We start from the raw sequence: 24048 nt of genomic DNA on the forward strand, positions 1-24048 counted from the left end.
GACGTCCCGGCCTGCCCCCCTCGTGCCCGTTCCGCGCCGGGCCAACCGCGACGTCAGCGAACGACGCTCACGAGCGACACGCGGCCTCTCTGGGGCTCCACCTTCTCGACGGCCACCGTGAGCGGGTCGCCGATCTTGAGCGTCGCGCCGGAGCGGGTGCCGACGAGCATCGTGCCGAGGTCGCTGAGCTCCCAGAAGTCCTCGCCGATGCGGCGCACCGGCAGGAACCCCTCGAACGCCTCGTCGTCGAGGCGCCCGCCGCCGAAGCGCACGAACGCGCCACCGCCGGCCAACCCCGAGACCTCGCCCTCGAAGCGCTGGTCCCCGCCGTGCTCGAACACCACGCGCTCGAGCAGGAACGCCCGCGTGATCGCGTCGGCGGTGCGCTCCACGTTCATCGCCTCGCGCTCCGTCGCGGAGCACCAGATGCCCAGCTCCTCCAGGCGGCTCGCGGAGCCGGCCGGGGCGTCCTCGCCGCCCCCGACCAGGGAGAGGATCGCCCGGTGGGCGATCAGGTCGGGGTAGCGCCGGATGGGCGAGGTGAAGTGCGCGTAGTGCTGCAGCCCCAGGCCGGCGTGCCCGAGCGGCTTGGGCTCGTACCGGGCCTGCTGGAGCGCCCGCAGCACGAGGTACGACAGGCCCGCGCGGCCGTGGCCGGTCTTCCGCGCGTGGACGTCCACCCGGCGGGAGAGCTCGGCGATCGCCGCGGACGCCTGCTCGCGTGTCGCCCCCTCGGGCAGCGTGGCGGCCCCCTCGGTGGGGATGCCCAGGCTGGCGAGCTGGTCGGCCAGGCGCTCGACGGAGGACGGCTCCGGCAGGCCGTGCACGCGGTGCAACGCGGGCACCCCGCCCTCCTGCAGGAGCCGCGCGACCTGCTCGTTCGCGCTGATCATGAGGTGCTCGATCAGGCGGTGCGACTCCGTCGCCCGCTCGATCACGATGCCGCTCGGGTGCCCCCGCTCGTCGAACCGGAACTGCGGCTCGCCCGTGTCGAGCTCGAGCGCGTTCGTCGTCGTCTCGCGGCGTTCCTGGAGCGCGAGCGCCAGGCGGCGGGCGACGTCGAGGGGGGTCGCCCACGGGTCTTCCGCGCGCTCCTGCCCGGCGAAGATCCGGTCGACGCGCTCGTAGTCCAGGCGCTCGTCGGAGTGGATGAGCGAGCGGAACACCTCGGCGCGCACCACGCGGCCGCCGCGGAACTCCATGCGGACCGTCACCGCGAGCCGGTCGACCCCCGGGACCAGGGAGCAGGCGTCGTTCGAGAGCGCGGAGGGCAGCATCGGCTCGACGGTTCCGGGCACGTACACGCTGGTGCCGCGCCAGCGGGCGTCCTCATCGATGGCGCCACCGGGGCGCACGTACGCGGCCACGTCGGCGATGTGGACCCAGATCCGCGCGTCGCCCGGGCCCGACGCGTCGTCGAGCAGCTCGGCGCTGATCGCGTCGTCGAAGTCCTTCGCCTGGGCCGGGTCGATGGTGAACGTCGGCAGGTCGCGCAGGTCGCGGCGCGGGCGATCCTCCTCGCCCTGCGGGCGGCTGGCGACGCCCTCCGCCTCGACGCCGACGGCGCGGGCGATCCGGCGCGGCAGGCCGCGGTCGAGCAGCAGCGCCTCGAGCACGTCGCGGGCGACGTCGGGCGAGCCCAGCGCGCGCACCACGCGGTGCCCACGCGCCCGCCGCCCCGTGCGCGACGGCGGCGCGAAGAGGCCGATGCGCCCCTCGCCCAGCTCGCGCGCGCCCTGGTCGACGGTGACGGACCGGCCGCGGTCGAACAGCGGCTCGGCGACGTAGAACCGGCCGCGCCGGCGCAGCACGCCGACCACCGGTGCCGACGGCGACTCGTCCCGCCACACGTCGCGCGGCAGCACGGGCTGCCCGTTGCGGGTGAGCTCGATCCCCCCGCGCTCGTCGGCGGTGGCGACGCGGGCGCGCCCCTCCGGCCGGCGGTCGCGCTGCAGGCCGGCGCGACGGGCCGCGCGGTTGGGGCCCTTCGGTGCGGGCCCCGTCGGCCGGCGCGGGCCCTTCGGCTTGACCGGCTCGGCGCCCTCGGCCGCCCGCTTGGCGCTCGGCTTCGCGCCGCGGCCCTTCGCGCGCCCGCTCGGTCCCTTGCGTCCCTTGCCCTTGCCGCTCATCGGGGTCCCCGTTCCTTCGCCGCCTGCCGCAGGGCGCCCTGCAGCGCCTCGTCGGTGCGCGGCGTCTTCGGGTCGTCCTGCGCCCGCACGTCGGGCGCCAGCCCCTTACCCGGTGCGGTGCCGTCGCCGCTCTGCGTCTTCTTGTCGCCCAGGTTGCGGCCCTTCGGCGTGAAGAACTGGCCCGCGGTGATGTCGAGCGCCCCGCCGCTGGCGAGCGGCTCGACGCGCTGGAACACGCCCTTTCCGTACGTGCGCGTGCCGACGACGGTGGCCCGCCCACGGTCCTGCAGGGCCCCGGAGACGATCTCGGACGCCGAGGCGGAGCCGCGGTCGACGAGCACGACGAGGGGGACGCGCGGGAACGCGGGGTCGTCGCCCGCGCGGTACACGGAGGTGCCGATCGTGCGGCCCTTCAGCATCACGACCGTGCCGCCCTTGAGGAACAGCCCCGCGAGGTCCTGGGCCTCGTTGACCAGGCCCCCGGGGTTCGACCGCAGGTCGAGCACGAAGCGCTCGGCGCCGCGACGCTGCAGCTTCTGGAACGCGCCCTTGACCTGGCCCGCCGCGCCGTTGGTGAACTGCGCCAGGCGGACCACCCCGACCTTCTTCCCGTCCTCGGTCCGGAGCGTCGACTCGACGATCGGGATCTCGACGGGGCGCCGCTCGGCGGTGATTGTCAGCCGGCGCTCCTTCTTGCCCTCCTTCCGGAGGACGACGAGCTCGACCTTCGTGCCCGCCGGCCCCCGGACGCGGCTCGATGCCTGGTCGGCGGAGAGCCCCTTCAGGTCCTTGCCGCCGGCCCGCACGATGACGTCGTCCGGCCGCAGGCCGGCCTCCTTGGCGGGCGCCCCGGCGTAGACCTTCGAGATCAGCAGGCCGCGCGGATCCTGGGAGACGACGACGCCGATGCCGTCCAGCCGGTTGTCCTGCGCCTCCTGGAAGCGCCGGTACTCCTTCGGGTCGAAGTAGGCCGAGAAGCGGTCGTCGAGCCCGTCGACCATGCCGGCGATCGCGTCGTCGACGAGCTTCGTCGTGCCCGGATCCTTGTAGTAGTCGTCGCGGATGATGCCCAGCGCCTCGTTGACGGCGCCGGCGCCCTTCCGGTCGACGACCCGGTCGCGGATCACCCCGGGCAGCGACTGCGGCTCGCGGACGCCGACCCAGGCGCCGGCGGTGAAGATCGCGCCGACGACGGCGAGGACGACCACGGCACCGAGGGCACCGCGGACGATGCGGGAGAGGGATGACACCCCCACAGCATGAACCCCAGCGCTGAAAGACGACTCAAGCGGCCGTCGGACACCCGAGAACGACGGCGGGGCGAGGCCATCCCGGCCCCCGCCCCGTCACTCACGGCCCCCTGCGGGTGCCCCGAGCCCGGCCACAGTCCTGCGAGGCCCCGGCCCGAGAAGCTCGGGGCGGGGCCCGCATCAGGTCCTACACCCGCAGGAAGCGGCGGAGCGAGAGGCCCGAGCCGGCGGCGGCGACGCCGATCGACGCGAGGACGAGCACCGCGATGAGCGGGCCGAACTGGATCATGTCCGGGCGCGAGATGAGCGTGGCGACGCCCTCGAGCTGGTTCAGGATCGTGAGCTTCGCCAGGCCCAGGAGGACGATGGCCATGACGCCGCCGATGGTGCCGAGGATCAGGCCCTCGAGGACGAACGGCCAGCGGATGAACGAGTCCGTCGCGCCCACGAGCTTCATGACCTCGACCTCACGACGACGCGAGAAGAGGGACAGCCGGATCGTGTTCGAGATCAGGAGGATCGACGCCACCACGAGCAGGCCGCCGAGCAGGCCGAGCGAGAGCTTGACGGCGCCGGTGATCTGCACGACCTTCGCGGCCTGGTTCTTCGACTCCTTCGTGGAGCCGATCTTCGGGTCGACCGGCGTCGTCTTGCCGTTCACGCCCTTCGTCTGCAGCGCGGCGATGATCGCCGAGCCGTTGTTCGCGTCGTCCGGCGTGATGCGGAACGTGTCCGGCAGCGGGTTGACGTTCCCGAGCAGGTCGTAGGCCTCGGGGTTCTGCTTCTTCTGCTCGGCGTACGCCTGCGCCTTCGAGACGTAGACGACGTCCTTGACGTGCTCCGTGCGCTCCAGGCGTGCGCGGACCCGGGCGACGTCGGCCTGCGTGGCGTTCGTCTTCATGAAGACGTTGACCTGGATGCGGTCGCGGACGTCGGCGGCCGCACCGTTGGCCAGCTGCACGGCGGGGATGAAGATGCCGAGGACGAGCGTGGTGATCAGCACCGCCATCAGGGCGGCGAAGCTCGGGATCGGGTTGCGCCCGATGGAGCGGAGGGCTTCCTTGAGGAAGAACGAGACGCGGTTCATGAAGGGTCCTTCTGGGGCGGGGCGGGCGTGCGGAGGAGCGGCGGGCCGCTACTCCGAGAACGCCTCGTCGAAGAGGTCGGCCGCGTCGGGGTCGCGGCGCACGCGGCGCTGCGGAGCCGGCGCCGGCTCGCCGCGCAGGAGGGCGCCGAACTCGGCGGTCGACTCGCTCGTGGGCTGCGCGCCGTAGCCGCCGGCGACCTCGTCGCGGATGATCTGGCCGCCCTGCAGCTCGATCACGCGGCGGCGCATGCGGTTGACCATGCCCTCGTCGTGCGTGGCGACGACGACGGTCGAGCCCGTCTTGTTGATGCGGTACAGCAGCTGCATGATCCCGATCGTCGTGTCGGGGTCGAGGTTGCCCGTCGGCTCGTCGGCCAGCAGCAGCGGCGGGTGGTTGACGAACGCGCGCGCCACGGAGACGCGCTGCTGCTCGCCACCGGAGAGCTGGTGCGGGTAGTGGTGCAGCTTCGTCGACAGGCCCGTCAGGCGCAGGATGTCCGGCACCTGCTGGCGGATCTGCTTGCGCGACGCGCCCGTCACCTGCAGGGCGTAGGCGACGTTGTCGTAGACGGTCCGGTTCGGCAGGAGCTTGAAGTCCTGGAACACCACGCCGAGGTTGCGGCGGTAGTACGGGACCTTCTTGCGCGTGATCTCGGAGAGGTCGCGGCCGGCCACGCGGATGAGGCCGGAGTCCGGCTCCATCTCCTTCAGCAGGAGCTTCATGAGCGTGGACTTGCCCGCGCCCGTCTGCCCCACGAGGAAGAGGAAGTCGCCACGGTGCACCGAGAAGGTCGCGTCCCGGACACCCGCGTTCGAGTGGTCGTAGGACTTCGTGACACCGCGGAACTCGATGACGGCGTCGGGGTGCGACGGGCGCTCGGCCGCCGGGCGGCGGCTTGGAGCGTCGGCACGACCCTCGGCCTGGCGGAGACGAGCGGCGTTGGAGCGCTGGGTGGCCATACGGATTCCAGAGTTGCACCGGGACGGCTCGAATCCTGCACGTGGGCATGCACTGCAAGGTGGCTTGCGTGCGGCCGGCCGCGGATCCCCCGGGGTCCGTCGCGGTCCCGCGGGCGCCCGCTCGCGCTGCGCGGAGCGGGGTCCGCACTGACTCGCGAGCCTTACGCGGTACGGTCGTGGAGATGCCGCAGATCACGTCCACCGTCGCCCCCAACGGCCTGCCCGTCCACCGGATCCAAATGCCGGGGACCCGCACCCTCACGGCGCTCGTCGCCTTCGACGCCGGCGCCCGCGCCGAGCACGAGGAGGAGAACGGCATCGCCCACTTCCTCGAGCACCTCGTGTTCAAGGGCGGTGAGACCTACGACCACTACCGCAAGGTCAACGAGACCGCCGAGCGCATGGGCGGCGTGCTGAACGCCTTCACGTCCCACTCCATGGTCGCGTTCCACATCACGGTCCGCGCCGAGGCGGCCGCCGAGGCGCTCGACCTGCTCACCGACTTCGCGGGCCGCCCGCTGCTCGACGCGCAGGAGCTCGACAAGGAGCGCGGCGTCGTGATCCAGGAGATCGCGCGCTACAACGACCAGCCCTCCGCGCTGGCCGAGATGCTGCTGGACAAGGCCGCGTTCGGCGACCACCCGCTCGGTCGCCCCGTCCTCGGCCCGGCGGAGCACCTCAAGACGTTCACCCGCGACCAGGTCGTGGCGTTCCGCGAGCGCCGCTGGTCCGGCCGCACGGGTGGGGCGTACCTCGCCGGCGCCGTCGACCACCTGCCCGACGACGCGCGCCTCCACGAGCTGTTCTCGCGCTTCCCCGACATCCACGCCCCGGGCGAGGTCGAGGCGGCCCCGCCCCCGTCGACCGACATCGTGGTCGAGGAGCGCGACACGAACCAGTCGCACCTGCGGATGGCCTACCGCCCGGACCTCGACGCGTCGGACCCGAAGGTCCGAGCCGCGCTGACCATCTACGGCACGCTGCTCGGCGGCTCGATGGGCTCCCGCCTGTTCGACGAGATCCGCGAGCAGCGCGGCCTGGCCTACTCCGTCTCCGCGTCCACGTGGTCGCTCGGCGACATCACGCAGCTGCAGCTCTCCGCCGGTCTCGACGCCACGAAGACGGTGGAGGCGTACTCCCGGATGCGCGAGATCGTCCGCGAGCTGCACGACGACGGCCCGACGGCGGAGGAAGTCGACCGCGCCCGCGCCTACACCGCCGGCCGCCTCGTCCTCGCGTTCGAGAACAGCGGCGCCGTCGCCCGCCACGCCGCGAGCCAGTCCATCCTCTACGGCGAGGGCTTCGATCCGGACACGGCGATCGCCCAGCTCGACCAGGTCACCCTGGACGACGTCCGCGAGGTCGCCAAGCGGATCGATCCGGACGTCGCCTCCGTCGCCTGCGTCGGCCCGCAGACGGAGTCCGACTTCTCGAACTGGCAGTAGAGGGGGTGCGGGCCCCGCCCCGAGCGTCTCGGGGCGGGCCGCGGAGGACCTCGTCCGGGCTCGGGGCACCCGCAGGGGGTGCGGGCCCCGCCCCGAGCGTCTCGGGGCGGGCCGCCTTCCGGGTTACTCGCCGCCGAGCGGGGCGTTGGCGTCCCGGCCGACCTGGATCATGCGCTCGATCGGCAGCTGGGCGCGCTTGGCGATCTCGTCCGGGACCTTGACCACGCCGGTGCCGTCCCGCAGGCAGTCCCGGAGCTTGTGCAGCGTGATCATCTTCATGTAGCCGCAGGCGGCGTCCACGTTGGCCGGCACGAAGTCGACGTCGGGGGCGGCCATCCGCAGCGGGTGCAGCATCCCGGTCTCCGTCGCCACGATCGCCGTGCGGCGGCCGGACGCGGGGACCGGCTTCGCGGCCTCCGCGACGGCGAAGTCGAGCATGCCGCCCGTCGAGAGCATGTGGACGCCGGAGGAGTCGATGTCGCCCGAGGCGACGTACTCCATGGCCTGCGTCGAGCAGCCGCACTCGGGGTGGATCAGGAAGTCCGCGTCGGGGTGCTCGCCGCGGACGCGGTCGATGTCGGCCGGGCGGATGCCGGCGTGCACGTGGCACTCGCCGTCCCAGACGTGGAACTTGCCGGGCTGGTGGTCGACCTGCTTGGCCACGAAGGACCCGAGGAACATGTCAGGCCCGAAGAGGATCTCGGTGTCGGGGCCGTGGTCGCGGTAGATCCGCTCCACGACGGGCACGGCGTTGCTCGACGTGACGCAGTAGTCCGTGAGCGCCTTGACCTCGGCCGTCGTGTTCACGTACATGACGGTGATGGCGCCGGGGTGCTGCTCCTGCCACGCCTTGAGCTGCTGGGGCGTGATGGAGTCGGCCAGGGAGCAGCCGGCGTCGACGTCCGGGATCAGGACGGTCTTCTCCGGCGACAGCACGGAGGCGGACTCGGCCATGAAGTGCACGCCGCAGAACACGATGGTCTGCGCGTCGGTCTTCGCGGCCTCGATGGACAGGCCGAGGCTGTCGCCCACGACGTCGGCGACGTCCTGGACCTCGGGCAGCTGGTAGTTGTGCGCCAGGATGACCGCGTTCTTCTCCGCGGCGAGCGCGCGGATCTCCTCGCGGAGGGCCTGCAGCTCGTCGGCGGGGATCGCCGGGACGCCGGCACGAACGGGGTCGTCGGCCATGGGCAGCTGGATGGTCACGAGCGGGGCTCCAGGATCAACGACAGGTCCAGCACGGGCGCCGAATGGGTCAGCGCACCGGCCGATATGAAGTCTACGCCGGTCGCGGCGATGCCCCCGACGGTCCCCAGCGAGACGTTGCCCGAGGCCTCGAGGGCGACGCGTCCGGCGGAGAGCGCGACGGCCTCGCGCATGTCCTCGGGGGGCATGTTGTCGAGCAGGATCCGGTAGTCCGGGATCCCGAGCTCGAGGCCCGTATCGAGCGCGGTCCGCAGCTCGGCGAGGTCCTGGACCTCGATCACGAGCGGCAGGTCCGGGCGGTGCGCGTGGGCGGCCCGGACCGCGGGGCCGACGCCGCCGGCCATCGCGGCGTGGTTCTCCTTGATCAGGATCTCGTCGAAGAGCCCGATCCGGTGGTTCGCCCCGCCCCCGGCCAGCACCGCGGCCTTCTCGAGCAGCCGCATGCCCGGCGTGGTCTTGCGGGTGTCGAGGATCGTGGCGTTCGTCCCGGCGACCGCGTCGACGTAGCGGCGGGTCATCGTCGCGACGCCCGAGAGCCGGCCCGCGATGTTCAGCGCCGTGCGTTCCGCGGCGAGGATGGAGCGCGCCGACCCGTCGAGCGCGGCGACCGGGCCGCCCTCGCGCCACACGCCCTCCTCGGCCGCCAGCTCGACCCGCAGCGCCGGGTCGACCGCGGCGGCGACGACCGCGAACGCCTCGAGGCCGGCGAGCACGCCGGGCGCCTTCTGCGTGACGGTCGCGCGTCCCTGCAGGTCCTCCGGGACGGTGGCCTGCGCGGTCACGTCGCCGTCACCGAGATCCTCGGCGAGGGCCCGGGCGACGAGGTCGTGCAGCGCGGCGGAGCGGTCGGTCGGCGACATCCCGAGGGAGGATAGGCCCCGCCCCCGTGCGGCCCCGCCCTCACCCGTGATGCGGACCGCGCGTGCGGCGGACGGGGTCGGAGATGCAGCCGCCGGTGGGGGCTGCCGACGGCCGGGGCGTTCCCGCGCGCGGCGGCGGCCCCTACAGCCCCATGACCTTGGCGATGATGTTGCGCTGGATATCGTTCGTGCCGCCGAACGTCGTGGCGACCAGCGAGTGCGCGAGCTGGCCCGAGATCGCGTACTCCTTGGCGTAGCCGTAGCCGCCGTGGATCTTGAACGCGCGGTTGACGACCCGCTCGGCCGTCTCCGTGGCGTAGACCTTGGCCATCGAGGCCTCGCGCGGGAAGAGCGCGGTCGGGTCGCGGTCGACGTCCGCGGCGACCTTGTAGACGAGCAGGCGGGCCAGCTCCACCTCGGTCGCCATGTCGACGAGCCGGTGCTGCTGCACCTGGAAGGACCCGATCGACCGGCCGAACTGCTTGCGGTCCTTCGCGTACTGGAGGGCCTCCCCCAGCGCCTGCTCCGCCTGACCGAGCGCGAGCGCCGCGATGATCAGCCGCTCGGTGTTCAGGCCCGCCATGAGCTGCATCCAGCCGGCGCCCGCCTGGCCGAGGAGCGCGTCGTCGGGGGCGAACACGTCGTCGAGGTAGACGTAGTTGACCTCGCGGTAGCCGCCGATGGTCTCGATGCCGTCGACGCGGACGCCCTGGGCCTTCGGGTCCACCCAGATCATGCAGAGGCCCTCGTGCTTCTTCGTGGCGGGATCCGCGTCGACCTCCGCGTCGCGGCAGACGATGAGGATGCGGTCGGCGATGTGCGCGTTCGAGATCCAGACCTTCACGCCGTTGAGGACCCAGCCGCCGTCGACGCGCTTGGCCGTCGTCGACAGCGCGGCCACGTCGGAGCCGGCCTCGGGCTCGGACATCGCGATCGCCTCGACGCCGCCCGCCGCGATGTTCCCCAGCACGAGCTCCTTCTGCTCCGGGGTGCCGAACTTCTGCACCGCCCCGGCGACGATGAGCGAGACGGGGTAGGCGCCGATCGGCGCAAGCGCCCGCATCTGCTCCTCGAGCAGGATCATCTCCTCCACGACCCCGGCGCCCCCGCCCCCGTGCTCCTCGGCGATGCTCGGCCCGAGCAGCCCGGACGCGCCCAGCTTCGCCGCGAGCTCGGGGCTGTGGTGCACCGTGTGCCCCTCCGTCAGACGCTCGCGCTGCTCCGCCGAGCCGACCTCGCGGGCGAACGTGTCGCGCAGCGCGTCGCGATAGGCCTGCTGCTCGTCGGTGAGGGTGAAGTCGATGGGCATCGGGAGGCTCCGGGGTCGGGATCGGCCACGCCACGCGTCCGCGCGGCGTAGGAGGCGCCACATCCTACTCGGCTCCTGGCTGGCTGGCCAGCCGATAACCGGCGGGCGTTCGCGACCCGCTCGGCCGGCCGGCGCTCGGCGCCGCCGCGCACGGGCGCGCCGACGCCGCCCACCGGGCCCGGGCGGCCCGCGCTACTCCGCCGGTGCGGCTTCGCTCTGGCCCGCCTGCTGCAGCAGCCAGGCGCGGACGAAGTCGTCCAGGGCGCCATCGAGAACGAGCTGGACGTTGCCCGTTTCCACGCCCGTCCGGAGGTCCTTGACCATCGTGTACGGGTTGAGGACGTAGGAGCGGATCTGGGAGCCCCAGCCGACGTCCTGCGACTCGCCCTTCTCCTTGGCGATCTCCTCGGCCCGCTCGCGCTCGGCCTGCTCCACGATCTTGCCGTAGAGCATCTTCATCGCCATGACCTTGTTCGCGGTCTGCGAGCGCTCCTGCTGGCAGGCCACGACGATCCCGGTCGGCAGGTGGGTCAGACGCACCGCCGAGTCCGTCTTGTTGACGTGCTGGCCGCCGGCACCGGACGCGCGGTAGGTGTCGACGCGCAGCTCGTCGTCGCGGATCTCGATGTCGCCGACCTCGTCGACGACCGGGGCGACCTCCAGGCCCGCGAAGGCGGTCTGGCGGCGGCCCTGCGAGTCGAAGGGCGAGATGCGCACGAGGCGGTGCACGCCGCGCTCCGCGCCGAAGAGCCCGTAGGCGTGGTCGCCGACCGCCCGGAACGTCGCCGACTTGATGCCGGCCTGCTCGCCCGCGGACGCCTCGAGCAGATCGACCTTGAAGCCGCGGCTCTCGGCCCACTTCATCTCCATGCGGAGCACCATCTCGGCCCAGTCCTGGGCGTCCGTGCCGCCCGCGCCGGCGTTGATGGTCACGAGCGCGTCGCCCGCGTCGTAGTCGCCGGTGAAGAGCCGCTCCTCCTCCAGGCCGTCGAGGCGCTTCTCGACGGACGCGAGCTGCTCGACGAGCTCGGCGCCGAGGTCGTCGTCGTCCTCGGCCATCTCGAGCATCTCGCCGAGGTCGTCGAGGTCCTGCGCGAGGCCGTCGTGGACCGCGAGCTTGGCGGTCGCCCGGGAGTACTCCGAGTTGACCTTCGTGGCGTGATCCTGGTCGTCCCAGAACCCGGATTCCGCCATCTCCTCCTCGAGCTCGGCCACACGGGCGCGCAGGTCCGTGGGGCGCAGGTGCGGCTCGAGGTCGACGAAGCGCCGGCGGGCGGTCGCGGTGCGTTCGGGGGCGGATTCGGGGACGGCCATTCGTCCTCCGACGCTAGCAGGGGACGGTCAGCGGCGATCCCGAACCAGGCCGGTGGGCACGCGCCCGCCGCCCAGCTCGGCACGACGCTCAGGCGCGCGCTCCGCCGCCACGTCGACCCGCAGGAGCCCGTAGACATCGACGTCGCGCCGGTGCTCCCCGCCCATGCGGTCGATGACCGCCCCACGCAGCGTGCCTTCGTGCACGAAGCCCGTCTTCTCCGCCGCCATCCGGGCCGCGGCGTTGCCCTCCCAGATCCGCAGCTCGGCACGCTCGAGACCCAAGGGCCCCAGGACCCAACGGGAGAGCATCCGCAGGGCGGTGGTCGCGACGCCGGCACCGCGGACCTCGGGCGTGACCCAGAACCCGATCTCGCCCCAGCGGTGGCGCCAGTTGAGCTGCACGACGCCGATCGCGCCGATCAGGAGGCCCGAGTCTGCGTCGGCGATCGCCATCTCGAGCGCCTCCCCCGCGTTCTCGCGGGAGCGCATCGCGGCGATCCACCCGCGGGCGTCCGACTCCCGGTACGGCATGGGCACCCGGGTCCAGCGCTGGATGTCCGGGTCCTGGCAGGCCTCGGTGATGGCGGGGACGTCGGGTCCCCGCAGGGCGCGGAGCATGACCCCGCCGGAGCTCAGCGGGGGACTCGGGGTCCGGAGCGACGGCATCTGAGAGTGAGGATACGACCGTCGCGGACGTTTGCCCCGTCCCGCCCCGCCACCCCCAGCCGGGAGCGGCGCGGCCGTGGGGCGGGTCAGCTCAGACGTTCGCGCCGTGGCACTTCTTGTACTTGCGGCCCGAGCCGCACCAGCAGAGGTCGTTGCGACCGAGCTGGTCGTGGCCCGCCAGAACGCGCTGCTGGACGGCCGGCGGCAGCGGCGACTCGTCGCCGTCCGGGTTGTCGTAGGCCGCCAGCGCCGCGGCGTCGACGTCGCCCGCGGCGACCTGCTCGAGCGAGGTCGGCAGACCGCCGGTGCCGCCGGAGTAGTTCAGGTTCTGCGGGTTCGCCGACGCGGCCGCGGGATCCGGCATCGGGTCCTCGACCTCGACCTCGACGTTGAAGACCATCTGGGCGAAGTCCGTCCAGATCGACGCCATCAGGTCCTGGAAGAGGTCGTAGGCCTCGTTCTTGTACGCGACGATCGGCTCGATCTGGGCGTAGCCGCGCAGGTGGATGCCCTCGCGCAGGTAGTCCATGTCGTAGAGGTGCTCGCGCCAGCGCTGGTCGATGATCGACAGCAGCAGGTAGCGCTCGACCTGGCGCATGAGCTCCTCGCCGAGCTCCTCCTCGCGGCGGCCGTAGGACGCCACCGCGTCCTCGTGCAGCTGGCGGAGCAGCTCGTCGCGGTCCGTGCGGTCCGGGTCGAACTCGTCGCGGTCGAGCGAGACCGGCCAGATCGCCTGGAGCGCGTTGAACAGCGCGTCGGTGTCCCAGAGCTCGAAGTCCGCGGCGGGCAGGTACTCGTCCATCGCCCGCTGGATGACGTTGCCGAGCTCCTCCTGGGCGTCCGTGCTCATGTCACGGCCCTCGAGGATCTGGTCCCGGTAGGCGTAGACGACGCGGCGCTGCTCGTTGATGACGTCGTCGTACTCCAGGACGCGCTTGCGGACGAGGAAGTTGCGCTCCTCGACCGTGCGCTGCGCCTTCTCGATCTGCTTCGTGAGCATGCCCGCCGAGATCGGCAGCTCGTTGCCATCGTCGTCGACCGCCTGGAAGCGGTCGAGGATCTTGTAGATCCGGTCGCCGGCGAAGATGCGGACGAGGTCGTCCTGGGCGGAGAGGAAGAACCGCGACTCGCCCGGGTCGCCCTGACGGCCGGCGCGGCCGCGGAGCTGGTTGTCGATGCGGCGCGACTCGTGGCGCTCCGTGCCGCAGATGAAGAGGCCGCCGGCCTCGACCACGATCTCGCGGTCGCGGGCGCACTGCTCCTTGATGGCGTCGAGGCCCTCGGCGAAGCGCTCGTCGTACCCCTCGTCGCCGGGGGTGAGCCCCTCCTGACGCAGGCGCTTGCGCAGCAGGTGCTCCGGGTCGCCGCCGAGCTTGATGTCGACGCCACGGCCGGCCATGTTCGTCGCGATCGTGACCGCGCCCGGGCGCCCGGCCTCGGCCACCGTCTCGCCCTCGATCGCCGCGAACTCCGGCTTGGCGTTCAGCACCGTGTGCTTGATGCCGGCCTTCGTGAACAGGCTCGAGAGCAGCTCGGAGACCTCGACGGACACGGTGCCGACGAGCACGGGCTGCTGCTTCGCGTTGCGCTCGACGACCTCGCGGGTCACGGCGGCCCACTTGCCGTCCTTCGTCTTGTAGACGTCGTCGTTGCGGTCGAGGCGCAGGACGGGCTGGTTCGTCGGGACGGGGACGACGCCGAGCTTGTAGATCTTCTGGAACTCGGTGGCCTCGGTCATGGCCGTGCCGGTCATGCCGCCGAGCTTCTTGTACATCCGGAAGTAGTTCTGGAGGGTGACGGTGGCGAGCGTCTGGTTCTCCTCCTGGACCGCCACGCCCTCCTTCGCCTCGACGGCCTGGTGCAGGCCCTCGGACCAGCGACGACCCTCGAGGATGCGCCCCGTGTGCTCGTCGATGATCGCGACCTCGCCGTCGATGACGGCGTAGTCCTTGTCGCGCTTGTAGAGGGCCTCGGCCTTCAGCGACTGGTGCAGGTGGTTGACGAGGTGCCCGTTCTCGGCGCGGTAGAGGTGGTCGATGCCGAGGAACCGCTCGGCCTTCTCGACACCCTGCTCCGTCACCGCGACGGTCTTGTGCTTCTCGTCGAACTCGAAGTCGTAGTCCGCGACGAACTCCTTCTTCGTCTTCGGATCCATGCCCTCGGGCTTCTTGCCCGTGGTCATCGTCTTCGCCATCTTCGCGAACGTGATGTAGAGGTCGGCCGCCTTCTCCGGGGCGCCCGAGATGATCAGCGGCGTGCGCGCCTCGTCGATGAGGATGTTGTCGACCTCGTCGACGATCGCGAAGTTGTGCATCGCGACCGGACGGCCGTCCTCGCCGATGCGTCCCCCGTGCTGCACCTTCTCCTCGAGGGACTGCGCCATGTTGTCGCGCAGGTAGTCGAAGCCGAACTCGGAGTTCGTGCCGTAGGTGATGTCGGAGGCGTAGGCGGCGCGCTTGTCCTCGTACGCCTGCTGGTTCTGCAGGACGCCGATGGACAGACCGAGGGCGCGGTAGAGCCGGCCCATCCACTCGGCGTCGCGCGCCGCGAGGTAGTCGTTGACGGTGACGAGGTGGACGCCGTGGCCGGGCAGGGCGTTCAGCGCGACCGCGAGCGTGGCGGTCAGCGTCTTGCCCTCGCCCGTACGCATCTCGGCGATCGAGCCTCCGTGGAGGACCTGTCCGCCGATGAGCTGGACGTCGAAGTGGCGCATGCCGAGCGTGCGCTTGGACTGCTCGCGCACGACCGCGAACGTCTCCGGCAGCAGGTCGTCGAGGCTGCGGCCGTTGCGCGACTCCTCGCGGAGTCCGGTGAAGCGGTCGAGCAGCTCGGCGTCCGAGGCGAGCTCGAGCTCCGGCTCGAAGGCGCTGATGCGCTCCACGCGACGCTCGTACTCGCGCAGCAGCTTGCCCTCGCCGATGCTCAGCGCGCGAGAAAGAAGTCCCATACACCCGAGCGTACCAGCGGGGTTCCGTCAGCTGGTCACGTCCCGCGACGGTTCACCGATCGGTGACGGGGCCGGAGGCTCGTGACGCCGCACGCAGGCGCGGCTCGCAGGGCGCTGCCCGGCGCGCGTCGAGGGGACGCGCGCCGGTGCGGCCTGCGGGAAGAGGGGTCAGGCGGAGGCGCTCGGACCTTCGGCGGCGCGCATGCGCTGCGCCTGGACCGTGTGACGCGCGTCGCGCCGGTGGCGCCGCTGCACGCGGTGGCGCTTGACCTGCCGCGAGAGTTCCTGCTCCATGAGGTGGATCGCGTGCATCATGTCGCGACTGGCGTCATCCGACCTGAGGGTCACGCCCTTCAGGCGCAACGTGGCGGTGGCCCGGAACGGCTCGGCGATCGCCGGGTTCCGTGCCTCCGACAGCTCGATCTCCAGCTCGGCGAGTTCCGAGACCTGGGCATCGACCTTTCGGAAGCGGCGCTCGATGCACTCGCGCACCTCCTCAGTGACCGGGTAGTTGCGACCCTTCACTTCGATCCGCATGGCGCTCCTTTTTGGGGTTGGAATCCAGCGGTAACGCGACGGTAACAGCACGCACAGGCAGAACGCAAGGGGCAGTCGACATTGCGTTTCCAATCCTGGTATGGACCATCGGACCTGGACTCCGGAGGCCCCGCGTGGTAGGCGCCCCGACGCTCTCCGGGATCCGCGTGAGACACCCGGGAACGGGACTCAGAGCCCGGAGCGACGAATCCGAAGAGCACGCTCCGGAACGCCGAACGGCCCCTTTTCGGGCCACCACGATCATGTGGACCTTCGGATGAGGCGGCGGACGCCGGCGCCCCGCCGGCACCGCTTCGCCGTCAATCCTGCTCGGCGCCGGGCAGCTCGCGGATGCCCGGGGTCTCGTCGAGCGGCTCGAGCGCGCCGAGCAGCTCGCCGACGCGGCAGACGAGCAGTCGCTCCTCCTCCACGTCGATCCACGTGCCCGCCGACGCGGGGAAGACGACGTGGTCGCCCGGCTGCACCGGCATCCGCACGCCCGCCTGCTGCCACCAGTCCAGCCCCGGCCCCACCTGGAGCACGATGCCGTGCTGCGGCGGGGGCTCGTGGGTGCCCGGCGGGACGAGCAGCCCGGACTGACGGACGCGGTCGGGCTCGAGCTCCTTGATGACGACGCGGTCGAAGAGGGGGCGCAGCTGTTGCTTCATCGCTGCGCCCGAGGGTAGCCCCTCCGCGCGGGAACGCTCATCGGAGGGTCCGCAGGGCGGTCAGCGCCACGACCCGACGCGCCCCCGCGGCCCGCAACGCACCGGCGGCGGCGCCGAGCGTCGCCCCGGTCGTGTGCACGTCGTCGACCAGGAGCACGGTGGCCGGTGGCGGGGCCAGCACGTCGGGGGCCGCGAGCCGTCGGCGTCCGGCACGATCCTGGGCGTGTTGGGCGGGCGCGCTGCGCGCCCGGGCCAGGAGCGGCAGGCACGGCAGCCCGACGGCCCGGGCCACGTGGGCGCCGAGCAGACCGGCGTGGTCCTCGCCGCGCCGCCGCAGCCGTGCGGGATCCGGGGGCACCGGCACCACCGCCTCCGTGCCGGCGAGCAGCGCCGCGGGCGCCCGGGCCGTCATCGCCGCGGCCAGCCACGGGGCGACGCGCCGGGCCGCATGCTCCTTCGCGGCGAGTGCGAGCGCCCGGGCCGGCCCCTCGTAGGCCAGGGGCGCCCACGCGCCCGAGAACGCGGCCCCACGGGCCGGGCACCGCCTCCGGAGGCAGGCGCGGGGCAGCCCGCAACGGAGGCAGCCGTCCGTGCCCAGCCACGGCAGCGCCCGCCGGCACGCGTCGCACAGCGGCGCGCCGAGGCGCGCCGCGGCACGGCAGTGCAGGCAGCGGTCGGGGGCGACCGCCGCGGCGAGCAGGTCGAGCATCCGCGGCACCGCTCGATGGTCCCGCCGAGGGGTGGGGCGCAACCAGGGGCGGAGTGGAACAATCCGGTGTCGTGACGCCGCCGATCTCGTGGGGCCCCGAGCTCCCGCCGCTGATCCTCGCGGTGATCCTCTGGACGGTCTACATCCGTCGTTGGATCACCGTCCGCCGCTCGCCCGACAAGGCGCACGCGCCAGTCTGGCGGCTGCTCTCCTACGTGTCGGGCGGCCTCGTCCTGGTGATCGCGCAGGGCAACCCGATCGACGGGCTCGGCGACCACCTCTTCGTCTTCCACATGGTCCAGCACCTGCTGCTGCTGGACGTGTTCCCGCTGCTGCTCCTGTTCGGGCTCAACCGCGTGCTGATGCGCCCGATCACGCGACGGGTGCAGTGGATCGAGCAGCGGATCGGCTTTCTCGCCAAGCCGTGGTTCGGCCTGGTCGCCTACACGGTGGGCATGTACGTCTGGCACGTCCCGGCGCTCTACAACGCCGCCAGCCGCTACGACACCGTCCACCTGTTCGAGCACATGACCTTCACCGGCATCGGGTTCCTCTACTGGTGGCACCTGCTGCGTCCGATCCCGTCGCGCGACCGCATGACGGCGATGGGGCCCATGGCCTACATGGGCGTCACGAAGGTCACCGTCGGCCTGCTGGGCATGGCGCTGACGTTCGCGCCGAAGGCGCTCTACAGCTTCTACGAGGACCAGCCGGCCTGGTTCGGGCTCGCCCCGACCACGGACCAGATGATGGCCGGCGCGCTCATGGCGACGGAGCAGGTCCTGATCATGGGCGTGGCGTTCTTCGTCCTCTTCATCCGCGGCCTGCGCGAGGCGGAGCTGCAGGCGCAGCGCGAGGAGCGACTCATGGACCGCCGTGAGGCCGAGGAACGTCGCGCGGAGGAGGAGGCCCGCATCGCGGCCGACACCGCCGCGATGCGGATCTGAGCGGGGCCGGGACGGGCCCCGCTCCGGCGCCTCAGGCGCCCGTGCGGCTCTCGGCGCGCGGGCGCAGGGCGGCGACGATGCCGGTCTGGCCGGTGATGGCCTCGATGAGGATCGTCTTGTCCTGGATCACGGTGCCGGGCAGGACGATGGAGCGCTTGATCGCGGCGCCCTCCCCCACGACGACGTTGTCGCCCAGGACGAGCGGGCCCTGCAGGCGGACGCCCGAGCCCACCTGCACGTTGCGGCCGACCCACACGGGGCCCTCCACGAGCTCGGCCGCGTCGAGCGAGGAGCCCTCGCCGACGACGATCGCCTCGGGGCCGGCCCCGGGCAGCGCCTCGAGGTGCAGCTTGCCGCTCAGGGCGTCGAAGGTGCCGTTGCGCAGCTCGTCCAGCGCGCCGACGTCGTTCCAGTACTCGTCCATCTCGTGGATGTGGAACGGCACGTCGTTCTCGAGAAGCTTCGGGAAGACGTCGTTCGCCCAGTCGACGAAGTCCGTGTCCGGGAAGTAGTCGAAGATCTCGGGCGAGAAGACGTAGATGCCGCAGTTGGCCAGGTCGGACAGCGCCTCGTCCGGGTCCGGCTTCTCCTGGAAGCCCGTGATGCGGCCCTCGGCGTCGTGCAGGACGACCCCGTACTCGCTGGTCTCGGTGACCTTCTTGACGCAGAGCGTCGCGACCCCGCCGGCGGTCTTGTGGCGCTCGACGAGCTTCGTGACGTCGAGGTCGGTGAGTGCGTCGCCGGAGATCACGAGGAACGGCTCGTCGCCGAAGAAGTCCTTCGCGTTGCGGACGCCGCCGGCCGTGCCGAGCAGCTCCTCCTCCTGCAGGTACGTCAGCTCGTCGCCGAAGTAGTCGCGGATCGTGTCCGGGAAGTAGTGGAGGTTGGCGACGATGCGGTCGATCCCGTGCCGGTGCAGCAGGTCGAGCGTATGGGCCATGGCGGGCCGATCCAGCAGCGGGACCATCGGCTTGGGGAGCTCGAAGGTGAGGGGCCGGAGTCGGGTTCCGAGGCCGGCGGCGAGGACCATGGCGGGCAGCACGCGGGCAACGCTACCGCACGCCCCGAAGCCGCCGTGGTCCGCACCACGGCCCGGGGCGGCGGGGCTGGACGCCCGGGGGGCCCGGCGGTTGCCGGGCCCCCCGAACGGGTACCCCGCGCCGGCTCAGTCGTCGGCGCTGAGGCGCACCTTGAGCTGGTCGATGACCTCGACCGGCTCGGGGTCGGTGCCGGACAGCACCGCGAGGTACAGGGAGACGAGGTCGCCGAGCAGCACCAGCGACAGCACGCGCTCCACGGCGGTCGAGCCGCGCGACTGGATGCGATGCACGCCGGCGGCCTGGTCGCGGACCAGGTCGGCGGTCAGCTCGGCGCGACGGACGAGACGCGGATGGGCGTCGCAGTCCTCGAGCAGCACGAGGGAGAGCGGGCCGATCGACGCCGCGGAGCCCCAGCCCACGATCTCGTTGTGGTCCATCTCCGGGAGCTCGCTCCAGAAGGCGGGGGACTGCGCGTTCTCGTTGACCTGGCACTTCCAGCGGTACGCCACGGGCGTCGTGAGGCCCATGCCGGTGAAGACCGGGATCGTGCCGTGCAGGGCGCGGGCGAGCGTCTTCGCGTCGCCGTCGTCGGGACCGCCCGGGCCCCACTCGCCGGCCAGGGTGTCCAGCGCGTCCGCGGCCACGTCGAGCTCGGCGCGCAGCGACGGGCCGGCCCCACAGGCGGCGGCGGTCTCGAGGACGGCGACGAGCATGTAGCCGACGGCGGCGCGGGGCTGCAGCCCCCCGGCGACGGGGATCACCGGCACACCCTCCTCCCGGGCCAGCCGGCCCAGGGCGCCGCCCGAGGTGACGACGACGCGCCGGGCGCCGATCACGCCGGCGGCCTCGAAGCACGCGAGCGTCTCCTCGGTGTCGCCGCTGTAGCTCGCGCAGAGGACGGTGGTGTCGTCCGTCGTCCACGACGGGAGCTCGTAGCCCTTCGTCGAGATGATCGGGCGGCCGGCCTGGTCGCCCAGGGCGGCGCGCGCGAGGATCCCGCCGATCGCGGAGCCGCCCATGCCCGCGACGACGAGGCCGCCGCGGCTGTCCCACTCGCCGAGCCCGGCTGACTCGGCCTTCCACATCGCGTCGCGGAGGTGATCGCCGAGGGCGAGCGTGTCGGCGACCTGGCCCGTCGGGTCGACGGCGGAGACGGCAGCGACGTCGAGGTCGGTGGTCTGGGTCATGGGGATCTCCCTTGTGGGGGCTTTGGAAGGCGTGCTCAGAACCGCAGGGCGCCCGGCGGGAGCACCGCGCCGGGGGTGACCCGGGCGCCGCGGGCGAGCGCGTTGTGTTCCCCGACCGTAGCGCCGTCGCCCACCATCGCGTACTCGCTGAGGTGCACGTGGCCCTCGATGACCGCCCCCGCGCCCACGACGCAGTCGCGCAGACGGGCGCCGGCAGCGACCGTCGCGCCCTCCAGGACGACCGCGTGCTCGAGGATCACGTCCTCGCCGATCGTGACGTCGCGGCCCACGACGGAGCCCGTGCCGATGGTGGAGCGCGCGCCGATCGTGGCGCCTGCCTCCACGAGCACGGCGTCCGCGATCGCGACCCCGTCGGCGACGGTGGCGGACGGGTCGACGGCGCCGTGCGCCAGGCGCTCCGTCACGCGGGTGCGCACGCGGCCCGCGAGGATGTCCTCCGTGCCCTCGAGATAGCGCTGCGGCGTGCCGATGTCCATCCAGTAGCGCCCCCGGTGGACGCAGCCGTAGAGGCCGTCCTCGACGAGCCGGGGCCAGACCTCGCGCTCGATGGAGACCATGCGATCGGCCGGGATCATGTCGAGCACGGAGCGCTCGAGCACGTAGGCGCCGGCGGAGATGAGGTCCGTGTCGATCTCGTCCGGGTCGGGCTTCTCGAGGAACTCGTCGACGCGGTTGTCGGGGTGCAGGCGGACCAGGCCGTAGGCGGTCGGGTCCTCGACGGGGACGAGCGCGAGCGTGCCCGTCGCCCCGGTGGCCTCGTGCTGCGCGATCTGCGCGGTCAGGTCGAGGTCGGTGAGGACGTCGCCGTTCAGCATGAGGAACCGGCCGTCGAGGTGCTCCTCGGCGACCTTGAGCGCGCCGGCGGTGCCGCGGGGCTCGGGCTCCTGCACCCAGGTGATGTTCACGCCCCAGCGGGAGCCGTCGCCGAGCTCCTGCACCATGGAGTCGGCGAGGAACCCGCAGCACATGACGACGTCGGTGATGCCGTGCGAGGCCACCCACTCGAGCATGTAGGCCATGAACGGCCGGTCGACCAGCGGAACGATCGGCTTGGGGCGGTTGGTCGTCAGGGGGCGCAGGCGCGTGCCCTGCCCCCCGACCAGGATGACGGCCTGCACGGTCGCGGACCTACGCGTGGGACTTGGCGGGTGCAGGCTGCGGCGCGGGGCGGCCCATGCCCTCGTACCGCAGGCCGGCGGCGACGGCGGCCTCGCCGTCGAGCGCGTTGCGCCCGTCGACGAGCACGTCGCCGGCCATCGCCTCACGCACCTGCACGAGGTCGAGGTCGCGGAACTCCTGCCACTCCGTCACGAGGACGACGGCGTCGGCGCCGCGCACGGCCGAGATCGGATCGTCGGCGAAGTCGACGCCGCGCAGCATCGGGCGGGCGACGTCGGCGGAGATCGGATCGTGCGCGACGACGGTCGCACCGGCGGCCTGCAGGCGCGCGGCGAGCACGAGCGAGGACGCCTCGCGCATGTCGTCCGTGTTCGGCTTGAACGCGAGGCCGAGGAGCGCGATGCGCTTGCCGACGAGCGTGCCGAGGTGCTTCTCGAGCTTGCCGATGACGCGGCGCTTCTGCAGCTCGTTGACCTCGACGACCGCGTTGAGCAGCTGGAAGTGGTAGCCCGTGTTGCCGGCGAGCTGCTTGAGGGCCGTGACGTCCTTGGGGAAGCAGGAGCCGCCGAAGCCGATGCCGGCCTTGAGGAACTTCGGGCCGATGCGCTCGTCGAGGCCCATGCCCTTGGCGACCTCGAGGACGTCGGCGCCCGTCTCCTCGCAGACGTTGGCGATCTCGTTGATGAACGAGATCTTCGTGGCGAGGAACGCGTTGGAGGCGAGCTTCACCATCTCGGCCGACGCGATGTCCGTGCGGACGAGCGCGCCGAGCGGGGCCGCGGGGCCTTGGCCGCCGTGCTCGCTGTTGAGCAGCGGGCGGTAGAGGTCGACGACGGCGTCGCCGGCCCAGTCGCCGTCATCGCCGACGACCACGCGGTCGGGACGCAGGAAGTCGGCGACCGCCGTGCCCTCCTTGAGGAACTCGGGGCAGGAGACGTAGCGGAACCCGCCCTTGCCCTGCTCCTCGAACACGCGCTTGATGACCTTGCCCGTGCCGACCGGGACGGTCGACTTCATGATCAGGGCGTGCGAGTCCGACGCCGGCATCGCGCCGACCACGGCATGGACGGCGGAGAGGTCGGCGTCGCCCGAGTAGGTCGGCGGGGTGCCGACGGCCACGAACAGCAGCCGGGCACGCTCGAGCGCGACGGAGATGTCCGTCGTGAAGGTCAGGCGTGACCGGTTCTTCTCGACGAGCTCCTTCAGGCCCGGCTCGTAGATCGGGATCTCGCCGCGCTCGAGCCGCGCGATCTTCTCGGCGTCGATGTCGACGCACACGACGTCGCTGCCGAGTTCGGCAAATCCGGCGGCCGTCACCAGGCCGACGTACCCGGTGCCGATGACGCCGATGGGCTCACGCTCTGCGGACATAGACCCGTGAGGCTACACCGCGCGCCCGCCGGGCCGCCCGCAGCCGGAACGCTCGCCGCCCGGCAGCGCCGGGACGGCCAGGCGGCCCCGGCTCAGGCGACCCCGGAGTCGGCCCGCGCGGCCGCGGCGGCGGCCGGGACGGCGCGCACGAACTCCACGAGCGCGCGCCGGTAGCGGGCCAGCGAGGCCACCGAGACCCACTCCTCCGGGCCGTGGTGCCCGTTGCCCGAGGGACCGAACTCGACCGCCGGGATGCCGGCCTCGAGGAACGCGAAGGCGTCGGAGGCGCCGTCGCGGCCGATCGCCATGCCGGCGCCCTCCCCCGTGCGCCCGACCGCGTCACGCAGGGCGACCACGAACGGGTTGCGGCGCGAGACGATCGCCGGGGCCCGCTCCAGCACACGGAGCACCTCGACGTCGGGGATCGCGCGGATCTGCCGGAGGATCTCCTGCGGGTCCTGGCCGGGCACGAAGCGGATGTCGATCGTGATCTCGCAGCGGTCGGGGACCATGTTGAACGCCTCTCCCCCGTCGATGCGGGAGAGGTTGATCGACGGACGGTCGTAGAGGTCGCTGCTCTGCCGCGAGAACGGGAGCGTCTCGATCCGCCGGAAGACGTCGAGCGCCTTCAGGATCGAGTTGTCGCCGAGCCAGGGCGTGGAGCCGTGGGCCGAGACGCCGTGAACGGCCAGCCGTGCCGCCAGCACCCCCTTGGCCTGGACGCCGACCTGCAGCTCCGTCGGCTCCCCGGTGATCGCGAAGTCGCCCGTGAGCACGCCCTCCTTGACGAGCGCGTCCGTGGAGCGACGGTCGACCTGCTCGCTCTCCTCGTCCGGCACGACGACGAGCTGCACGCGGGCCGCAGACATCGGCGTGGCCGCGCCCTGCTCCCGGATCTCGGTGGCGCAGTCGCGCAGCGCGCAGAGCATCGCCGCCAGCCCGCCCTTCATGTCGTACGTGCCGCGGCCGTAGAGCCGATCGCCGTCGAGCTCGGGGCTGAACTGCTCCTCGTGGGCGGGGACGACGTCGATGTGCCCGTGGAAGATCACGGTCGGCGCCGCGGGGTCGGTCGACCCGACGCTGGCCAGCAGCACGGGCAGCCCGTCGTGGTCGCGCTCCTGCGCGTCGATCCCGTGCGATTCGAGCCAGCCCTTGACGAACCCCCCTGCGGCCCGCAGGCCGTCCGAGCGGGAGGTGTCGTACCCGACCAGCCGCTCCGTGAGCAGCCGTTCGTCCATGAGGCCAGGATACGGACGCCGCCGCCGCGACGCGGGTC

The 24048-nt window shown here is 72.4% G+C and carries 20 protein-coding genes; 2 read left to right on the plus strand and 18 right to left on the minus strand.

Annotated features, from left to right (window positions below; genetic code table 11):
- Positions 1-53: 53 nt before the first annotated feature.
- The 4 genes from F593_RS0120160 to ftsE form a co-directional block, all read right to left on the minus strand.
- Positions 54-2129, minus strand: a complete 2076-nt coding sequence (locus tag F593_RS0120160) for a ribonuclease R family protein (protein WP_022930549.1) — start codon at positions 2127-2129, stop codon at positions 54-56.
- A complete protein-coding gene (locus F593_RS27040) occupies positions 2126-3379 on the minus strand; it encodes a S41 family peptidase (protein ID WP_022930550.1) in 1254 nt (417 codons plus the stop codon). Before F593_RS27040 ends, F593_RS0120160 begins: the two co-directional genes overlap by 4 nt.
- A gap of 187 nt (positions 3380-3566) precedes the next feature.
- On the minus strand, positions 3567-4466 hold the full coding sequence (locus tag F593_RS0120170; RefSeq protein WP_022930551.1) for a cell division protein FtsX: 900 nt from the start codon (positions 4464-4466) through the stop codon (positions 3567-3569).
- Between the two features lie 48 nt (positions 4467-4514).
- Positions 4515-5426, minus strand: coding sequence for a cell division ATP-binding protein FtsE (gene ftsE / locus F593_RS27045; RefSeq protein WP_022930552.1), 912 nt, complete (start codon positions 5424-5426; stop codon positions 4515-4517).
- Between the two features lie 182 nt (positions 5427-5608).
- Here ftsE and F593_RS0120180 point away from each other — a divergent pair, with 182 nt between their 5' ends.
- Positions 5609-6871, plus strand: a complete 1263-nt coding sequence (locus tag F593_RS0120180) for a M16 family metallopeptidase (protein ID WP_022930553.1) — start codon at positions 5609-5611, stop codon at positions 6869-6871.
- Between the two features lie 123 nt (positions 6872-6994).
- Here F593_RS0120180 and nadA read toward each other — a convergent pair whose 3' ends face one another.
- The 9 genes from nadA to F593_RS27050 form a co-directional block, all read right to left on the minus strand.
- A complete protein-coding gene (gene nadA / locus F593_RS0120185) occupies positions 6995-8059 on the minus strand; it encodes a quinolinate synthase NadA (RefSeq protein ID WP_028721844.1) in 1065 nt (354 codons plus the stop codon).
- A 14-nt stretch (positions 8060-8073) separates the two neighbouring features.
- The gene (nadC, locus tag F593_RS0120190; protein WP_022930555.1) at positions 8074-8937 is read right to left on the minus strand and encodes a carboxylating nicotinate-nucleotide diphosphorylase; all 864 of its coding nucleotides are present in this window, start codon (positions 8935-8937) and stop codon (positions 8074-8076) included.
- Positions 8938-9079: 142 nt separating this feature from the next.
- Positions 9080-10246 (minus strand): acyl-CoA dehydrogenase family protein, encoded by a 1167-nt coding sequence (locus tag F593_RS0120195; protein WP_022930556.1) that lies wholly within the window; start codon positions 10244-10246, stop codon positions 9080-9082.
- 192 nt (positions 10247-10438) lie between these two features.
- The gene (gene prfB, locus F593_RS0120200; RefSeq protein WP_022930557.1) at positions 10439-11560 is read right to left on the minus strand and encodes a peptide chain release factor 2; all 1122 of its coding nucleotides are present in this window, start codon (positions 11558-11560) and stop codon (positions 10439-10441) included.
- 27 nt (positions 11561-11587) lie between these two features.
- On the minus strand, positions 11588-12226 hold the full coding sequence (locus F593_RS0120205; protein WP_022930558.1) for a GNAT family N-acetyltransferase: 639 nt from the start codon (positions 12224-12226) through the stop codon (positions 11588-11590).
- A 91-nt stretch (positions 12227-12317) separates the two neighbouring features.
- Positions 12318-15173 carry a preprotein translocase subunit SecA gene (secA, locus tag F593_RS0120210; RefSeq protein WP_022930559.1) on the minus strand — a complete coding sequence of 952 codons (2856 nt, stop codon included), beginning with the start codon at positions 15171-15173 and terminating at the stop codon, positions 12318-12320.
- Between the two features lie 168 nt (positions 15174-15341).
- Positions 15342-15710, minus strand: coding sequence for a ribosome hibernation-promoting factor, HPF/YfiA family (gene hpf, locus F593_RS0120215; protein WP_022930560.1), 369 nt, complete (start codon positions 15708-15710; stop codon positions 15342-15344).
- Between the two features lie 320 nt (positions 15711-16030).
- A complete protein-coding gene (locus tag F593_RS0120220) occupies positions 16031-16378 on the minus strand; it encodes a co-chaperone GroES (RefSeq protein ID WP_022930561.1) in 348 nt (115 codons plus the stop codon).
- A 37-nt stretch (positions 16379-16415) separates the two neighbouring features.
- On the minus strand, positions 16416-17096 hold the full coding sequence (locus F593_RS27050; RefSeq protein WP_022930562.1) for a ComF family protein: 681 nt from the start codon (positions 17094-17096) through the stop codon (positions 16416-16418).
- A 62-nt stretch (positions 17097-17158) separates the two neighbouring features.
- On the opposite strand from F593_RS27050, the gene F593_RS27055 reads away from it, so the two are divergent.
- Positions 17159-18034, plus strand: a complete 876-nt coding sequence (locus F593_RS27055) for a cytochrome c oxidase assembly protein (RefSeq protein ID WP_022930563.1) — start codon at positions 17159-17161, stop codon at positions 18032-18034.
- 31 nt (positions 18035-18065) lie between these two features.
- On the opposite strand, the gene F593_RS0120235 is transcribed toward F593_RS27055, so the two are convergent.
- The 5 genes from F593_RS0120235 to F593_RS27060 all read right to left on the minus strand — a co-directional run bounded on the left by F593_RS0120235 (position 18066) and on the right by F593_RS27060 (position 24010).
- Positions 18066-19076: a nucleotidyltransferase family protein gene (locus tag F593_RS0120235; RefSeq protein ID WP_022930564.1), complete on the minus strand. Its 1011-nt coding sequence runs from the start codon at positions 19074-19076 to the stop codon at positions 18066-18068.
- 123 nt (positions 19077-19199) lie between these two features.
- Positions 19200-20261 (minus strand): bifunctional phosphoglucose/phosphomannose isomerase, encoded by a 1062-nt coding sequence (locus tag F593_RS0120240; protein WP_022930565.1) that lies wholly within the window; start codon positions 20259-20261, stop codon positions 19200-19202.
- A 35-nt stretch (positions 20262-20296) separates the two neighbouring features.
- Positions 20297-21400: a nucleotidyltransferase family protein gene (locus F593_RS0120245; RefSeq protein ID WP_022930566.1), complete on the minus strand. Its 1104-nt coding sequence runs from the start codon at positions 21398-21400 to the stop codon at positions 20297-20299.
- Positions 21401-21410: 10 nt separating this feature from the next.
- Entirely contained in the window at positions 21411-22772 is a 1362-nt protein-coding gene (locus F593_RS0120250; RefSeq protein WP_022930567.1) for a UDP-glucose dehydrogenase family protein, read from the minus strand.
- A 92-nt stretch (positions 22773-22864) separates the two neighbouring features.
- Complete coding sequence (locus F593_RS27060; protein WP_022930568.1) at positions 22865-24010, minus strand: M20 family metallopeptidase; 1146 nt, start codon at positions 24008-24010, stop codon at positions 22865-22867.
- Positions 24011-24048: the final 38 nt, after the last annotated feature.

Origin of the sequence: Patulibacter americanus DSM 16676, from assembly GCF_000420025.1 — a bacterium.
Taxonomy (GTDB): domain Bacteria; phylum Actinomycetota; class Thermoleophilia; order Solirubrobacterales; family Solirubrobacteraceae; genus Patulibacter; species Patulibacter americanus.

Coding starts and splice junctions, on each gene's coding strand:
- F593_RS0120160 (WP_022930549.1), bottom strand. CDS start 2,129: ATGAGCGGCAAGGGCAAGGGACGCAAGGGACCGAGCGGGCGCGCGAAG.
- F593_RS0120170 (WP_022930551.1), bottom strand. CDS start 4,466: ATGAACCGCGTCTCGTTCTTCCTCAAGGAAGCCCTCCGCTCCATCGGG.
- ftsE (WP_022930552.1), bottom strand. CDS start 5,426: ATGGCCACCCAGCGCTCCAACGCCGCTCGTCTCCGCCAGGCCGAGGGT.
- F593_RS0120180 (WP_022930553.1), top strand. CDS start 5,609: ATGCCGCAGATCACGTCCACCGTCGCCCCCAACGGCCTGCCCGTCCAC.
- nadA (WP_028721844.1), bottom strand. CDS start 8,059: ATGGCCGACGACCCCGTTCGTGCCGGCGTCCCGGCGATCCCCGCCGAC.
- nadC (WP_022930555.1), bottom strand. CDS start 8,937: ATGTCGCCGACCGACCGCTCCGCCGCGCTGCACGACCTCGTCGCCCGG.
- F593_RS0120195 (WP_022930556.1), bottom strand. CDS start 10,246: ATGCCCATCGACTTCACCCTCACCGACGAGCAGCAGGCCTATCGCGAC.
- prfB (WP_022930557.1), bottom strand. CDS start 11,560: ATGGCCGTCCCCGAATCCGCCCCCGAACGCACCGCGACCGCCCGCCGG.
- F593_RS0120205 (WP_022930558.1), bottom strand. CDS start 12,226: ATGCCGTCGCTCCGGACCCCGAGTCCCCCGCTGAGCTCCGGCGGGGTC.
- secA (WP_022930559.1), bottom strand. CDS start 15,173: ATGGGACTTCTTTCTCGCGCGCTGAGCATCGGCGAGGGCAAGCTGCTG.
- hpf (WP_022930560.1), bottom strand. CDS start 15,710: ATGCGGATCGAAGTGAAGGGTCGCAACTACCCGGTCACTGAGGAGGTG.
- F593_RS0120220 (WP_022930561.1), bottom strand. CDS start 16,378: ATGAAGCAACAGCTGCGCCCCCTCTTCGACCGCGTCGTCATCAAGGAG.
- F593_RS0120240 (WP_022930565.1), bottom strand. CDS start 20,261: ATGACCCAGACCACCGACCTCGACGTCGCTGCCGTCTCCGCCGTCGAC.
- F593_RS0120250 (WP_022930567.1), bottom strand. CDS start 22,772: ATGTCCGCAGAGCGTGAGCCCATCGGCGTCATCGGCACCGGGTACGTC.
- F593_RS27060 (WP_022930568.1), bottom strand. CDS start 24,010: ATGGACGAACGGCTGCTCACGGAGCGGCTGGTCGGGTACGACACCTCC.